This is a genomic window from Sporosarcina sp. USHLN248, assembly GCF_037144575.1.
Taxonomy (GTDB): Bacteria; Bacillota; Bacilli; order Bacillales_A; family Planococcaceae; genus Sporosarcina; species Sporosarcina contaminans.
In genome coordinates, this window is sequence record NZ_JBBCZC010000010.1 from 56,637 (window position 1) to 70,363 (window position 13,727).

Genomic DNA, 13,727 nt, shown 5'->3' on the forward strand with positions numbered 1-13,727 from the left:
GGGAGAGAGACGCCGCCTATAAAACATAGGCGACCTACTACTCGTTTTGACTTTGACTATCTTTGACTTAATTATACAGAGCGTTCACGATCAATGCAAAACAGACGCTCATTCTTCCGAGGAATTTTCTGTTGATTGCCGATCGACATGCAATCTTTCTCGAAATAGCTTTGCCCTAAAAATATCCCTTTCCTCCGCAGTCAATTCGGAGCCAGCGTATTGTTGGAGAAAACCAGGCTGCATGAAGATCATCAATTCATTCAAAATAATCATGTCGATATCTTCAATAATGCCTAAGTCTATGCCGAGGCGTACGTCGGAAAGACATCTCGCCGCTTCTCCCGAAGGCAATAGCCTTGCATATGAAATGATGCCCAATGAGCGGAAAAGCTTATTTTCCAAAGCGATTTTGGATTTAGACAGCAATAGTTCGCGTGAGCGCCTTTCATGAGCAATTAATCGCAATACAATGTTTTTCAACTCAGATAGAATTTCCTCTTCCGTCTTACCAAGCGTTGTCTGATTTGACACTTGATATACATTCCCTGGCGCTTCACTTCCTTCGCCGTAGCTGCCGCGCACGACCATACCTAATCTCGTAATAGCCGGAATGATCCTTTCAATCTGTTTCGTAATGGTCAACGCCGGCAAATGCATCATGACAGATGCCCGCATTCCAGTACCGGTATTCGATGGACAACTCGTCAAATAACCGAAATCCTCATCGAAAGCATACGGCAGTTCATTTTCAAGATAATTATCAACTGAATCTGCATGCTCGTAAGCATTTTCTAATTGGAAACCAGGATAAATGCATTGTATTCGGATATGATCTTCTTCATTGACCATGATGCTGAGCGTCTCGTCTTCTGATAAAATAACAGCGCCATGGCGGTCCGGATTTATCAACTGAGGACTAACTAAATGCTTTTCTACTAATACTTGCCTCTCCAATGCGGGAATATCCGACATCTTCATATAGGCATACCCGTTTTCATTAGAATTAAGCAAAGATGCTGTAACTGCTTCATCGACCTTTTGTGCTTCCTCTTCAGTAGACGCTATCGGAAAACGATGCCCTCTCAAGTTGCGTGCAAGCCTAATACGGGTCGACATAACTATATCGGATTGCTCTCCGTGAGAAGTCATCCATCCCGTAGTCGCATGCTTCATGAATTTATCAATTGACATGGCCGTTTGCACCTCCATCGCCACTTTCTGATAGACGTTGCTTCAATTCATTTACTTCATCACGCAATATCGCAGCTTCTTCAAATCGCTCTTCCGCAATAGCATCTTGCATTCTCACTCGAATTTCTTCTATTTTCTTCTTCAAAGCAAAATGTTCATTGAATGAAATTGGAATCTTGCCAACATGTTTTGTATGGCCGTTATGAAGCTTTCCTAATATACGCGGCAATTTATCTCTAAATGTATCATAGCAAGTCGGACATCCAAATTTGCCAATTTCCATGAAGCGTTTGAAAGTCAACTCACATTCTGGACATTTCGGCCCTTCCGGCGCACTTTCCCTCGTTTGCTGATACGGCTGAAATTCTGTTCCACCAAACCAATGAGAAAGGAATTGTTGGATGGACAACGGTTCCTGATTCGGATCGAATTGAAACATTTGCGATTGGAATGCGCATTTTTCACAAAGATGTCGCTCCGAAGTGCCGCTCATACTTTCCTGTGTAAATATGACAGACGCCGGTCTTTCTTTACAGTTGTCACAGTTCATCATTGCCACCTCGTCCTTATCAAATTTATCATTCCATTTGTTCGTATAGTAACGTCAATAGCATCGCCTGCAAAATTCGAGCCCTTATGACATCTCGTTCGGGCAATGGATAATGGAGCGTCGTACGATCAACCGCTGCAAGTATGATTTTAGCTTCGCGCATGGAGATAACCTTATCTTCCAATAGCCTATGTACTACATCTTCAGCCATCGTATAAGTCGCTCCATTTTGCAATCCTTCCAAAATATGCTCGATCAATTCCTTATGCGAATTTGCTTGGATACGATAAATACGAATGTATCCTCCGCCACCCCGTTTTGACTCGACCGCATAACCGCGCTCCAATGTGAATCGGGTATTAATAACATAGTTGATCTGAGAAGGCACACATTGAAATTTTTCCGCAATTTCACTTCTTTTAATCTCAATAGCGCCTTTATCTTCCTTTTCGATAATCGCCTTCAAATACCCTTCTATAATATCTGAAATGTTACGCATCCTATTCACCTCTTCTCTTAGATGTCCATTCGCTGACTTTGACTATATTTGACTTAATTGTACATGAAAAAAGTCCTTAAAATCAATCGATAAGCAATGTGAAAAGATGTATGTTTAAAGTTTTAAAAATCGGGTATTTATCTTTTTGAGGATTTTTTCTGACCTCTTTTTCCTCTTCTTCGAGCGGGCTTAGGACGGATGAGGATGATTGAGGCAAACAATCATCTTTTATCATGTCCGTCCTTTTCACCCTCTCTACCCCATTTGCACACCCGAAACTCGCTCTATAATCAGTTGAATCTTGAACACAGAGGGGCATTCAAGTAGCTGATGATTCATGTTCTATCTTATGCATATTTTCACACCTATTAACGGAGGAGAATCTAAAAATGAACTGGTATGATAAGCTTAGCGAATATTTTCCAATTGAAGAAATGAAGTCGAAAGAACATATGGATGCACTTTTGAAAGATAAAAATAATGTTTATCGAAAAGAAGAAGGCCTCCACCACGTTCTAATGTATGCAGAAACGGAAACATTCATCTTTATCGATTATTTATATGTCTCCGAAAAATCACGTGGCATGGGCATAGGCAAAAAGTTAATAGCATCATTAAAACAGAAAGGAAAACCGATTATACTTGAAGTGGAGCCGCTCGATTATAAAGATACGGATACCGAGAAAAGACTGCGGTTTTATGCCAGAGAGCAATTTCACCATGCAAGAAGAATTGGTTATAGTAGAAGATCGCTATCAACAGGTAAGCAAAATGAAATGGAAATTCTCTATTGGTCGCCAACCGAAGCAGATGAAGAAGCGGTTTACGAAGCGATGAAAACAACATACGAAGAAATCCACACGTATAAGGATGAGACTTTCTACGGCGATCAATACGAACCGACCGATAAAGTTCTCACTTTTAAAACAGAAGGGAAAAAGAACATTTTAGATTCCTTTCGTTCATGATAAAATCATTAGCTACATGGAGGATTTTCCCTCCGCTTTTTTTATTCCTTTTCCAGCCCGCGTGAAACTCTTTAAACATCTTGCAGTAATGAAACAGAATTCGACAAACTGTTCGCCTTTATCCGAGCATTGCCTTTTACGGATGGACTTAAAGAGGAATATATCATGAATGTCACCTAACTTAGCAATTTGTCGACTTACAACAGGAAAAGGCAGCCCCCAGAAAATAAGACGGCTGCCTCTTTACTATTCGATTGTTAAATTTTTCATTTCTTTCACAGTAAGGAATAGCTCTCCTGTTTCGTAAAACGTAATGGCGAGACGATCGCCTTCCTGTACATAGATCGAAAGCGGAATTGCTTCCGTCGATACGATATAATTTTTGCCATCATCACCCAACACGGAAACAATCGTGAAGTCGCCTACACGTTCTTTATACACACGGACAACATTGACCGTCGTCTTCACTTCCTCAGCATTCGAGCTTCCATCGACCGTACTGCCGCCACGCTGCAAAGCTGTTTTATAAAGCTTCAATGCCTCATTCGGCGAATTTGCATAGACAGAGATCTCGGGATTCGCCGCCGAAACGATAAAGTAGTTTTGTAGGAACCCATTTGAATCAAGCACCGGCGTCAGCCAACTTGCTTCACCGTAAAAGTTATAAAGTACCGGCATTTCCCCGGACCATTTCTTTTCAATGAACTTCTTCTCGATTATTTGTAAAGTGCCTTGGGAATCCATATACGATTCTTCCAAATTACCTGTATAATAAATCCCTTCGCCCGTTCGACCATCCGTTAGCGCATAGCCTAACATCGAATCAACTTCCTCTTTCGGGCTCGTAAAGTCAGTGAAATAATACATATGCCCATTTTCATCGAATACCGGGCTGACATTCGCCTCTACTCCTTCGTCTGAAGGCAATTTCACATCTTTTTTCCCGATAATTGAGTTCCAAAAACCATGAATATATTTCCCGAAATAACTGTTTTGAAGACTGACCGCTTCTGGTGAAACTGCGCCGTCAACAAACTCCGGCACTTCCTCAAGTGAATATTGTTCCACTTCCCCTGTTTCCGGGTCTACCATAACGATCCCTTTCACGTCAAAGCCGTTCCGCGCAGTAATGAACTCACCATAAGAGCGGATATAATGCGGCTTGCCCTCATCATCAATTTCAAGTTGCACATCACCATAAAAAATTAAATTCGGCTTTGCCATACGCATATGACGTTCCACTTGTTTATGGAAGTACGACGATGGTGTATAGGCCATTTCCGTCTTTACAAACTTCGGATTATCATTCGAATCTGTCGCGCTCATCGTAAAATAGCCCGGAGTCGTCTTACCATTCCACCATTTAAAGAAGCCCGAAAACTCTACAGGAGCGATATAAACAAATTTCCCATCCACTTTTTGAATTTGCAAATGGCCCAATTCATAGTAGCTCGTATTCGGTACTTGCCCAAATGCCTTCTTCATTTTATTCCGCGCAAATTTAGGCGGCACACTTGCTGGTGTCTTCGTTTCATCAAACGCCTTGATTTCCACTTGCTGCTCCATTTCCATCGCCGCAAACTTTTTATTTGCGTTGAAAACCGGTGCGCTTAGAATATACGCCCCAACGCATAGTGCCCCTAAAAAGAGCACAACCTTGGCGCTTCGTTCCTTTCCTGTCGAAAGCAGCGCCCCAATAAAAGTAACAATAAGAAGCAACGCCCAAAGCGATGTCCAATTCCGATCCATGTTCGTTATATAATAAATTGCAAAGGTAATGACAGTCATTGCAACAACTGTCGCAGATAGAGCAGCAATCCTATTGAATGCCGCCTCACCGCTCTCTTTCTTTACCGCTGTAAACGGAACAATAACCATTGCCGAAATGATGCCCGCCACTAATGAAAACAATAATAAGTGTGTCATACAAAACTCCTCTTTTATTTGGGATTATCACCTACTCTTTTATACGGTTGAGCAAGACGATCGTTTCACATAAATTAAAAATACCGGCATAAGGCTTTTATCAAAAAACGTATAAACAGTTCCCTTAACACAAACGATAACTGAAAACGGGTACTACGACATGCCATGCGCATAAATCTTAAATCATTTTAAAAAACTCATAAAGCACTTTCGTTCTCCAAAGAACAGTGGTGAGGTTAACTTGACCCTTCTCACTGTCAAGGGTTCGCGGAAAGATGCCGATTGGTAGACCTCATTCCGTTCAATTGTAAGGAATAGTTATTTAAACAATTTTTAGGTACACTTCCATCCAGATCAATTTTACCGTTGTCATGGTCGAGTTAAATTTGGATTTATCCAACTGCAGGTGTTTTGAGCGTACAAACCTGCAGTCTGCCTGACTTTACCGTTCTTTTACCATTACAAAGTTTTGGTGTTTTTCCTTAAAAACCAAAAGTAGATTGTCAACAATAGTAAAACAATTGGGGTTGAACCCATGTATTTTAAAGCGCTATTTGCTCCCGAAAAATAGTAAGCGGTAGGCAAAAAAGCAATTGTGCTTATGAATGTTAAGAACCAAGACTGCTTAATAATCCCGAAACACAATGTTATAATTGAAGTTAAAAATGATATTTCCCAAATAACAAAACCCTCCTTATCGATTTTTAAAGAGAAAAAACCTAAGAAGCCAAATTAGAAAATCGAAATGAGTTAAAATTGATTTTTGGAATAAAGAGCCTCTAATTTACGGACATAACAAAAAGGCTATCCAGTAGCTTAAATTACTAGTAGATAGCCACACTTTTTACTCTATAAAAATAAGAACGATCATAAAACGGCGTTCATCTATTACTTCACCAAAGCTTCTTTTCCAAGCGGTTCCAGATCAATTTCAAACCCCATATCTTCTAACATCTGCTTGTCCCGATCACTTTCCTGCCCTGCTGTCGTCAAATAGTCCCCAATAAAAATTGAGTTGGCCGGGTAAAGACCTAATGGCTGGAGCGAGCGTAAGTTCACTTCCCTGCCTCCCGAAATCCGAATTTCTTTCGTTGGATTCATAAAACGGAACAGGCAAAGCACTTTTAAACAGTATCGCGGCGTCAGTTCTTTCGTCCCCTCAAGCGGCGTGCCGTCAACTGCATGCAAAAAATTTACTGGAATTGAGTCAGCATCCATCGCATGCAAACTACGCGCCATTGCAATGACATCCGCTTTCGTTTCGCGCATGCCGACAATAACGCCGGAACACGGCGAAATACCGGCCTCTTTAGCTAAAGATACCGTATTGACACGATCTTCGTATGTATGCGACGTTGTAATGTTATTATGATGGGCTGCCGACGTATTAATATTGTGATTGTATCGGTCAACGCCCGCTTCTTTCAGCCGTTTTGCTTGTTCCGGCTTTAAAATGCCGAGACAAGCGCACACCGTCATATCACGGTGCTTTGATTTAATTTCTTTGACTGCGTCAACGACAATTTCAAGCTCCCTGTTCACCGGTCCACGTCCGCTCGCAACGATACAGTACGTCCCTGCATTTACGGATGCCGCTCGTTCAGCACCTGCGACGATTTCTTCCTGCTTCATCATCGCATACTTTTCAATTGGCGCTTTTGAAACAATCGATTGGGCACAATATCCACAGTTTTCCGGACATAAACCTGATTTCGTATTGATGATCATATTCAACTTTACTTTATTCCCATAATAAAAACTCCGGATTTTATATGAAGCATTCAACAACAGAAGCAGCTCCTCATTAGGGCAGTCCAAAATGGCCATCGCTTCTTCATCCGTAATGTCCTCGCCTGACAGCACACGATCCGCTATGGCATTAAAGTCGAGTCCCCTCAATGCGATCGCCTCACTTTCAGCACTTTATACATCCTGTGGCTGAAAATGCCTGCCAAAACCGATAAGAGGATGTCTTTCGGCAACGGAGGAACCATCCACGCCCATGCAACTGCATAACTGAATGCATCCGGTGCAGCTGCCCAAAACTTGTACGAAAAATACATCCAATTCGTGCCGAATAAATAATTGATGCTCATCCCGACTAACGCAGCAACGATATAGCTCTTCAAGCTCCCATACCTTTCAACGATCAATCCCGCTACGTATGCAAGGAGAATAAACGACAAAACAAAACCAAAAGTAGGACTTAAAATATACCCAAATCCGCCTTGAAATTTTGTAAATACCGGTGCCCCTACAAGCCCTAATGCCATATATACCGTCATCGATATTGCACCTAAACGGCTTCCTAAAATCAAACCTGCCAAAATAGAGAAAAACGTTTGCAACGTAATCGGCACCCCACCAACTACTAAGAACGGCACAAACGTTGTAATATTCGCTCCGATCATCATAAGTGCTGCAAACATTCCGCAATAGACAAGGCTCAGTGCACTCATAGAACTTTTCGTTTTCACAGTTGTCGTAGTCATTCAATATACACCCCTTTTGTTTTCTGTTAATAGAATAATAGCTGACACCATTTGTGTCAACCCAAAAATATTTTAAGTTAACTCAAATAGTACAATAAAAAATCGACAGCTATTTTCGCTATCGATTTTTCAACGTTATTTATCTTCGCTCTTAGGAAATAAAAAATGGGCAAGTACCCCGCTCAGGACTGCTGCTCCAATCGTAATCCAAACACGATGCATACCCGGAACTTCCTGAAAGCTTTTACTGAGCATAACCCATGCAATCCCAGCAACCAAAAGCGCAATTGGAACGGAAAATTTGAAAATCCTCAACGTTTTCACCTACTATTATCTATTCGTACGCCCATTCTATCATAATTCAGCTATTGACGTATGAAACAATAAAGGGTATGATACTTTAAATTATTCTAATAACTGCATATCTATTCTTATCAAGAGAAGCTGAGGGACTGGCCCGTCGAAGCTTCAGCAACCAGCCATTATTGGTCAGGTGCTAATTCCAGCAGGCATACTTGCCTGATAGATGAGAAGGAGCGATCTTTATTCGCATATTCGAAGCCTTCTTATTTTCAGAAGGCTTTTTATTTTTATTTCAGCAAATGACCACTCTCCTTCGCAAGCATAATATCCATTATTCTGCGGATATTCATAACGTGCTGAATCAAAAATAATTATTTTCATCTATTCCTTGATTGAACAATATGCAAAGAAAGGGTGGAAAACATGACATTACTTGAAAGATTGAAGACAGATATTTTGACGGCGGACGGTGCGATGGGAACATTGCTTTACTCATACGGAATCGACTTTTGCTACGAAGAGCTAAATGTAGAAAAACCAGAAGTGATTGAAAAAATCCATGAGGAATATATCGCTGCAGGTGCGGACATCATTCAAACCAATACATATGGCGCCAACGCATTGAAATTATCTCGCTACAGCATGCAGAATCGTGTGAAGGAATTCAATACAGCTGCAATGGACATTGCCAAGCGGGCAGCCGCACGCAGAGGACAATACGTTTTAGGGACAATCGGCGGATTACGTGGAATCCGTAAAAGCGATGCCTCTTTGCAAGAAGTTCTCCATATTGTCCATGAACAGGCTGATGCTTTATTGTCCGGAGATCCTGACGGTTTATTGCTTGAAACGTACTATGATTTTGAAGAGCTGACGACAGTTGTCGAGGCACTCAAGAAATTAACAGATGTGCCTATCATCGCCCAAGTTTCCATGGAGGAACCGGGAATACTCCAAAATGGCTTGGTGCTGAACGAAGCATTGCATAGGCTTTCCGATTTAGGGGCTGATGTCGTCGGAGTCAACTGTCGGTTAGGTCCTTACCATACAATCCAAGCATTTGAAAAAGTGAATCTCACGGATGGACTTCTGCTCTCCGCAGCTCCGAATGCCAGTTTGCTTGATGTGGAAGATGGGCGAATCGTCTACTCATCTGAAGCTGATTACTTCGGAAAAGCAGCCGCTTTACTGCGCGATGAAGGGGTTCGTCTGATCGGCGGCTGCTGTGGCACGACACCTAAACATATTGCAGCTGTTAAAAAACAATTAGCCGGCTTAAAGCCGGTTACAAAGAAAGAAGTTAAATCCCAAAAACCGATTGTAATACGCGATGCTGAACCTGCATTATTCGAACCCATTCATGAAAAGGCAAAAAGAGAACGGACAGTCATCGTCGAACTGGATACGCCTCGCCATTTAGAAACGGAAGCTTATATTGAAGGGGCGAAACAGCTTCATAACGCAGGAGTTGACGCTGTAACGATGGCAGACAATTCTTTAGCCTCGCCACGGATTAGCAATATGGCGATGGGCTCTATATTGAAACAACAGCATGCTATACGACCACTAGTGCATCTAACTTGCCGCGATCATAATCTAATTGGCTTGCAATCACACTTAATGGGGCTTGATACACTTGGTATCCACGATATTTTGGCAGTTACTGGCGATCCTACGAAGGTCGGCGATTTTCCGGGAGCAGCGAGCGTCTACGACGTATCGAGCTTGGAATTAATTCAACTCATTAAGCAGTTGAACGTAGGCATTTCCTTCTCCGGGAAACCGCTCCGCAAAAAAGCGAAATTTTCAGTAGCCGCCGCCTTCAATCCTAATGTCCGAGTATTGGATCGTGCCGTTAAGCGATTGGAAAAGAAAATTGAGTGTGGGGCGGATTATTTCATTACACAACCTGTTTATACGAAAGAGAAAATCGAGGAAATATATGAAGCGACAAAGCATTTGGATACACCGATTTTCATAGGCATTATGCCGTTGACGAATATTCGGAATGCCGAATTCCTGCATCATGAAGTACCTGGTATTAAGCTGTCTGAAGATGTACTTGCACGGATGCGCGATTGTGGAGATGACCGCGAACGGGCTACAGCGGAAGGTATTGCTATCTCAAAGGAATTGATCGATACAGCGGCGAAGCTTTTCAATGGCATCTATATCATTACACCATTTCTCCGATACGATATGTCATTGGAGTTAATAAAACATATCCAACTATTGGATGGGAAGAAGGAGAGGGAGTTTGTCCATGCCGAAACATCTTATTGAACAGCATCTTGAAAAGAGAATCCTCATCATAGATGGGGCGATGGGCACAATGTTGCAAGCCGAAAACTTATCTGCCGAAGATTTTGGGGGCGAAGAATACGAAGGCTGCAATGAATATTTAAATGTACTGAGACCTGACATTTTAGACAAAATCCACCGTGCTTATTTGGAAGCCGGTGCAGATATTATTAGCACAAATACATTCGGGGGAACCCCCCTCGTATTGGATGAATTCAGCCTCGGCCACCTATCACATGAAATTAACAAAAAAGCGGTCGAAATTGCAAAAGCATGCGCGAAGGATTATTCCACCCCGGAACGTCCAAGATTTGTCGCAGGAGCGATCGGACCTACGACTAAAACATTGTCCGTCACCGGCGGTACGACATTTGACAAGCTTTCGGAAAACTTTTATGTGCAAGCGAAAGCTCTGATCGAAGGCGGTGCTGATTTGCTCCTTATGGAAACGAGTCAAGACATGCTGAACGTCAAAGCTGGAACGATTGGCATTAAACGAGCATTCATGGAGACTGGCATCGAATTGCCCGTGATGATTTCAGGGACGATCGAACCGATGGGAACGACTTTGGCAGGGCAAAGCATTGAAGCATTCTATATTTCCATCGAGCATATTAAACCATTGTCAGTTGGATTGAATTGTGCGACTGGCCCTGAATTCATGACCGATCACCTTCGCTCCCTTTCAGATTTGGCAGCGAGCTATGTCACTTGCTATCCGAATGCCGGCTTGCCCGATGAAGAAGGTCATTACCATGAATCTCCCGAGTCTTTATCTCAAAAGCTTTTAGGTTTTGCCGAAAAAGGCTGGCTGAACATGGTTGGCGGATGCTGCGGCACGACACCTGCGCACATTCGGGCGATCAAAGAGGCTGTCGATGGCTTGCCTCCTCGTCAAAAGCCTGTTGAGAACAGACCGCATGCCGTATCAGGCATCGAGCCTCTTCTTTACGATTCGTCAATGCGGCCATTGCTTATAGGCGAACGGACGAATGTTATTGGTTCCCGCAAATTCAAGCGGCTAATCGTCGAAGAGAAATTCGAAGAAGCTTCTGAAATTGCACGTGCTCAAGTGCGTGGCGGCGCCCACGTGTTGGATATTTGCTTGGCGAATCCTGACCGAGATGAATTAAGCGATATGAAAAATTTCATGCAGCAGGTCGTAAAAAAAGTGAAAGTGCCGCTCGTCATCGATTCGACAGATGAGCAAGTAATTGAAGAAGCATTGAAATATTCGCAAGGAAAAGCAATTATTAACTCCATCAACTTGGAGGATGGCGAAGAACGATTCGATGCAGTCCTCCCTCTTGTGAAAAGATTTGGCGCCGCTGTTGTCGTCGGGACAATCGACGAAACAGGCATGGCTGTAACACGTGAGAGAAAGCTTGAAGTCGCAGAGCGCTCCTACGATTTGCTCGTTAATAAATGGGGGATTGCACCCGAAGACATCATTTTTGATCCGTTAGTATTCCCTGTCGGAACTGGCGACGAGCAATATATCGGATCTGCAGTTGAAACGATTGAAGGCATCCGTTTGATCAAAGAGAAAATGCCAAGGTCATTAACAACTTTAGGTGTCAGCAACGTTTCATTCGGGCTGCCGCCTGTCGGTCGCGAAGTGCTGAATGCCGTTTATTTATACCACTGCACACAAGCCGGGCTCGATTATGCCATTGTCAACACGGAAAAGTTAGAACGCTATGCTTCCATTCCAGAAAATGAAATAAAGCTCGCAAATGATTTGTTATTCTCTACGACTGACCAAACACTATCTGACTTTACGGATTTTTATCGGGATAAAAAGAAAGAGAAGACGGAGGATGATATACCGAAAACAGTGCCAGAACGCCTCTCCTATTACATAGTAGAAGGAACGAAGGAAGGGCTGATCCCGGACCTTGAGGCGGCTCTCAAAATGTACGATACTCCGCTTGATATTATTAACGGACCGCTCATGGATGGCATGGCGGAGGTTGGGCGTTTGTTCAATGACAATCAGTTAATCGTTGCAGAAGTGTTACAAAGTGCTGAAGTGATGAAAGCTTCCGTTTCTTTCTTGGAACAGTTCATGGAGAAAAAAGAGGATGATTCAGGTAAAGGAAAAATTGTCCTTGCAACAGTGAAAGGCGATGTTCATGACATTGGAAAAAACCTTGTCGACATCATATTGAGCAATAATGGTTATAAAGTAATCGACATCGGCATTAAAGTGACGCCCGCTACTTTGATTGATGTTATCCGGAAAGAGAAACCGGATATCGTTGGGCTCTCTGGGCTATTAGTCAAATCCGCCCAACAAATGGTGCTCACCGCACAAGATTTCAAAGCGGCAGGCATCGATATTCCCGTCATGGTTGGAGGCGCAGCTTTGACACGCAGATTTACCGAAACGAAAATCGCGCCAGAATATGACGGACCGGTCATTTATGCAAAAGATGCTATGATCGGTTTGGAATTAGCCAACCGATTGCAAAGTGATGACCGACAATCTTTGCTATTGGAAATAGAAGAAAAACAAGAGAAGCGGCAAGAAACTGAAGCGCTCCGTGCCACGCGCAATGATGGCGGAGTGGCCGTCATTGCAAGACCTGTAAAGACTGTGAGGCAGGACGTACGAGTATTTGTACCGAAGGACCTGAAACGAAGAGTAATGAAGGATTATTCCGTCGCCCATCTCTATCCGTATGTCAATATGCGGACACTCATTGGACATCACTTAGGGCTGCGCGGAAATGTTGATAAAATGCTTTTAGAAAAAGAGCCCCGTGCGGTTGAATTGCATAAGCTCGTCACAGAGTTCCTTCAATCTGGAAGATTATCCGCTTCTGGAATGTATCAATTTTTCCCTGCCCAGTCAGACGGGGATGATGTGATCATTTATGACCCGAATGACAGGAAAACGATCATTGAACGATTCACTTTTCCACGACAGCTAAAAGAACCTTTCCTTTGTCTCGCTGACTATTTAAAATCAGTAGATAGCGGAGAAATGGATTACGTCGGGTTCATGCAAGTGACTGCTGGACACGGCGTACGACAATATGCCGAACAATTAAAAGAAGAAGGTAAGTTTCTTGAAAGCCATGCATTCCAAGCGACTGCATTGGAATTGGCTGAAGGGTTCGCTGAACGTGTTCATCAAGAAATGCGTGACCAATGGGGGTTCCCGGATGCAACCGACTTCACAATGCGTGAGCGATTCGCTGCCAAATATCAAGGCCAACGTTTCTCATTCGGCTATCCGGCATGCCCAAATTTGGACGATCAAGCGAAGCTCTTCAAATTGCTGAAACCTGAAGACATCGGCGTCCATCTAACCGAAGAATTCATGATGGAGCCAGAAGCGTCCGTATCCGCAATGGTGTTCGCACATCCTGACGCAAGATATTTTAATGTGGAATAGGTGTTGAGCATCCTTTCCATTCGAGTGTTGCGAACGCACAAGCAGCAAAAACGGATTCTTTTTCAATCGGTTTATACTACCTCTGCAACAAACA

10 protein-coding genes and 1 riboswitch are annotated in these 13,727 nt (G+C 42.9%); of the genes, 3 read left to right on the forward strand and 7 right to left on the reverse strand.

Annotated elements, in window-relative coordinates:
• Positions 1 to 108: 108 nt before the first annotated feature.
• Genes mcsB through WFH04_RS05970 form a run of 3 tightly spaced genes read right to left on the reverse strand, consistent with a single transcriptional unit; the run spans position 109 to position 2,240 of the window.
• Positions 109 to 1,191, reverse strand: a complete 1,083-nt coding sequence (gene mcsB / locus WFH04_RS05960; protein WP_336823147.1) for a protein-arginine kinase McsB — start codon at positions 1,189 to 1,191, stop codon at positions 109 to 111.
• Positions 1,181 to 1,744, reverse strand: coding sequence for a UvrB/UvrC motif-containing protein (locus WFH04_RS05965; protein WP_336823148.1), 564 nt, complete (start codon positions 1,742 to 1,744; stop codon positions 1,181 to 1,183). Before WFH04_RS05965 ends, mcsB begins: the two co-directional genes overlap by 11 nt.
• Positions 1,745 to 1,769: 25 nt before the next feature.
• Positions 1,770 to 2,240 carry a CtsR family transcriptional regulator gene (locus WFH04_RS05970; RefSeq protein WP_336823149.1) on the reverse strand — a complete coding sequence of 157 codons (471 nt, stop codon included), beginning with the start codon at positions 2,238 to 2,240 and terminating at the stop codon, positions 1,770 to 1,772.
• Between the two features lie 389 nt (positions 2,241 to 2,629).
• Here WFH04_RS05970 and WFH04_RS05975 point away from each other — a divergent pair, with 389 nt between their 5' ends.
• Positions 2,630 to 3,208 (forward strand): GNAT family N-acetyltransferase, encoded by a 579-nt coding sequence (locus tag WFH04_RS05975; RefSeq protein ID WP_336823150.1) that lies wholly within the window; start codon positions 2,630 to 2,632, stop codon positions 3,206 to 3,208.
• Positions 3,209 to 3,454: 246 nt separating this feature from the next.
• Here WFH04_RS05975 and WFH04_RS05980 read toward each other — a convergent pair whose 3' ends face one another.
• From WFH04_RS05980 to WFH04_RS05995, 4 genes are all read right to left on the reverse strand, one after another.
• Positions 3,455 to 5,134, reverse strand: a complete 1,680-nt coding sequence (locus WFH04_RS05980; RefSeq protein ID WP_336823151.1) for a hypothetical protein — start codon at positions 5,132 to 5,134, stop codon at positions 3,455 to 3,457.
• A gap of 888 nt (positions 5,135 to 6,022) precedes the next feature.
• Complete coding sequence (bioB, locus tag WFH04_RS05985) at positions 6,023 to 7,033, reverse strand: biotin synthase BioB (protein WP_336823152.1); 1,011 nt, start codon at positions 7,031 to 7,033, stop codon at positions 6,023 to 6,025.
• A complete protein-coding gene (locus tag WFH04_RS05990) occupies positions 7,030 to 7,626 on the reverse strand; it encodes a biotin transporter BioY (protein ID WP_336823153.1) in 597 nt (198 codons plus the stop codon). The genes bioB and WFH04_RS05990 overlap by 4 nt, the downstream gene beginning before the upstream one ends.
• Positions 7,627 to 7,761: 135 nt before the next feature.
• Positions 7,762 to 7,941, reverse strand: coding sequence for a hypothetical protein (locus tag WFH04_RS05995; protein ID WP_336823154.1), 180 nt, complete (start codon positions 7,939 to 7,941; stop codon positions 7,762 to 7,764).
• Between the two features lie 113 nt (positions 7,942 to 8,054).
• Positions 8,055 to 8,159, forward strand: a riboswitch (SAM riboswitch).
• A 193-nt stretch (positions 8,160 to 8,352) separates the two neighbouring features.
• Here WFH04_RS05995 and WFH04_RS06000 point away from each other — a divergent pair.
• Positions 8,353 to 10,212, forward strand: a complete 1,860-nt coding sequence (locus WFH04_RS06000) for a bifunctional homocysteine S-methyltransferase/methylenetetrahydrofolate reductase (protein WP_336823155.1) — start codon at positions 8,353 to 8,355, stop codon at positions 10,210 to 10,212.
• Positions 10,193 to 13,633: a methionine synthase gene (metH, locus tag WFH04_RS06005; protein ID WP_336823156.1), complete on the forward strand. Its 3,441-nt coding sequence runs from the start codon at positions 10,193 to 10,195 to the stop codon at positions 13,631 to 13,633. Before WFH04_RS06000 ends, metH begins: the two co-directional genes overlap by 20 nt.
• Positions 13,634 to 13,727 lie beyond the last annotated feature (94 nt).

Coding starts and splice junctions, on each gene's coding strand:
- WFH04_RS05965 (WP_336823148.1), bottom strand. CDS start 1,744: ATGATGAACTGTGACAACTGTAAAGAAAGACCGGCGTCTGTCATATTT.
- metH (WP_336823156.1), top strand. CDS start 10,193: ATGCCGAAACATCTTATTGAACAGCATCTTGAAAAGAGAATCCTCATC.
- WFH04_RS05990 (WP_336823153.1), bottom strand. CDS start 7,626: ATGACTACGACAACTGTGAAAACGAAAAGTTCTATGAGTGCACTGAGC.
- mcsB (WP_336823147.1), bottom strand. CDS start 1,191: ATGTCAATTGATAAATTCATGAAGCATGCGACTACGGGATGGATGACT.
- WFH04_RS05970 (WP_336823149.1), bottom strand. CDS start 2,240: ATGCGTAACATTTCAGATATTATAGAAGGGTATTTGAAGGCGATTATC.
- WFH04_RS06000 (WP_336823155.1), top strand. CDS start 8,353: ATGACATTACTTGAAAGATTGAAGACAGATATTTTGACGGCGGACGGT.
- WFH04_RS05975 (WP_336823150.1), top strand. CDS start 2,630: ATGAACTGGTATGATAAGCTTAGCGAATATTTTCCAATTGAAGAAATG.
- WFH04_RS05980 (WP_336823151.1), bottom strand. CDS start 5,134: ATGACACACTTATTATTGTTTTCATTAGTGGCGGGCATCATTTCGGCA.